At 62.6% G+C, this 1682-nt stretch carries 2 protein-coding genes; both read left to right on the plus strand.

What is annotated here, in order from left to right; translation table 11 throughout:
• Positions 1 to 294: 294 nt before the first annotated feature.
• The gene (locus tag EB084_24830) at positions 295 to 969 is read left to right on the plus strand and encodes a hypothetical protein (protein ID NDD31490.1); all 675 of its coding nucleotides are present in this window, start codon (positions 295 to 297) and stop codon (positions 967 to 969) included.
• A gap of 144 nt (positions 970 to 1113) precedes the next feature.
• Entirely contained in the window at positions 1114 to 1344 is a 231-nt protein-coding gene (locus tag EB084_24835; GenBank protein NDD31491.1) for a hypothetical protein, read from the plus strand.
• Positions 1345 to 1682: the final 338 nt, after the last annotated feature.

The raw sequence follows: 1682 nt of genomic DNA on the forward strand, positions 1-1682 counted from the left end.
CCGTCGAGAAGCTGCTCGATCACGTCCATCTGCTTGTCTCCCCTCTGTCGTTCCTGTGGTCTCAGCATAGGGGGGAGGTGTGAACACGGCTGACGCGCTTCGTGAACGGATCGTAACCACGATGAGAACATCTCTGACACAGATGTTGCGATTCTTCGACGAGATGTGAACAACGCCACGCTCACGCCTGGAGAGGAACCGTGTGGAGCCCACGACGCTCTCGGTGAAGCGAGATCGGCGAAGGGCTTGACCCTCTTGTCGGCGTAAAGGCGAGCCGTTGGAGGAGAACATCACGTGACCTCATTGCCCTCGATCCTCGGCTTCGGCATACTGCTTGGGATGCAGCACGCCACGGACGCCGATCACCTGGCCGCCATCAGTACCATGGTGAGTCAGACACGACGCCCTCTGGACGCGCTCAAAGTTGGCGTCGCGTGGGGGTTGGGGCACACCACCACGCTCGTGCTCATGGGCGTGCTGGTTCTGGTAGCCAAGGTGCCGCTTCCAGAGCAAGTGGTCAGCGCACTCGAGCTCACCGTGGGCGTCGTGCTGGTGGTTTTGGGGGTTCGGGTGCTGCGTCGCATCGCCACGCCCACGAAAGACGAGCATCGGGCTGTGCACCTCCATGCCGACGAATCGCACACGCATCTCGCGCGTGCGGATCGCTGGCGGGCCTACGTCATCGGTTGCCTGCATGGCCTCGCGGGAAGTGGCGCGCTGATGCTGCTCATCGTCAGCACCTTCGAGCACAGTCTTGCCGGACTGGTGTACGTGCTCGTCTTCGGATTCGGCACGTTGCTCGGAATGGGCCTCATGAGCACATTGCTCAGTCTTCCCTTTGCCTTCTTTCGAGATCCGATCTCGCGCGGCGCAGTCGGGCTTCGCGCGCTGACGGGCCTCGTATCGGTGGGTCTTGGCCTCGCGATCATCGTGGAACGTCTGGGCGAGCTGCGACACCTGGGGGGGTGACCCCTTTCCTGCCGTGCTCGTTGCACCCGCCCGCACTGAAGAGAACGGCGGCCGTGACTGTTTTCAGGGTTGTTCTATGACAACTTCAGGGTTCTTTGAGAGAGCGCTGGCATGATGGGCGCGTGAGCTTCACAAAAGGCCCGGTTGAACGAGGCAGGGGCCACGCGATCTGGCGGCTCTGATCTCGCCGTCGCAGAAGACGCAGAGCGTCTGGAGGAGGTGTTTGTCATGGGGAACCATCAGACGGAGAAGAACAAGAGCGAGGCGTTTGTCAGCACCGCTGGGCCGTCGAGCTACGTCGGTTTCGGGCTGGTCGGGCCAGGGAACGCAGAGGCGCATCTGCGCCAGATGGAGCGTCTGTTCGTGGGCATCTGAGGGCGCGAGGTGGTGCGCCTGTGGAGGGAGCGTGCTCGACGCGGAGCACGCTTCTTTTTGTTTGACGAGGGGTCGGGGGAAGAGGTCCGACGGGCATCGTTGTTTTTCAGCTGTTTTTTCACGTGAGCGCGTAGAGTGGGCCCACGAGGCGTCGAGAGACGCACATCACATGAAAGAGGTCTGAGGCCGTGCTTGCGTCGCTTTCGAGCAGACCCGCTCTCTTCGCTCCTCCCGCGCTGCCTGCGCGAGAAGCCGAGCCTGCTCGCCTGCCGTCACAATCTCGAGGTGGTGCGACAGGGGGCCGACCGCTGCGTGTTCCCGGAAGGCTCGCTGCCGGA

This window comes from Pseudomonadota bacterium (assembly GCA_010028905.1).
Classification (GTDB): Bacteria; Vulcanimicrobiota; Xenobia; order RGZZ01; family RGZZ01; genus RGZZ01.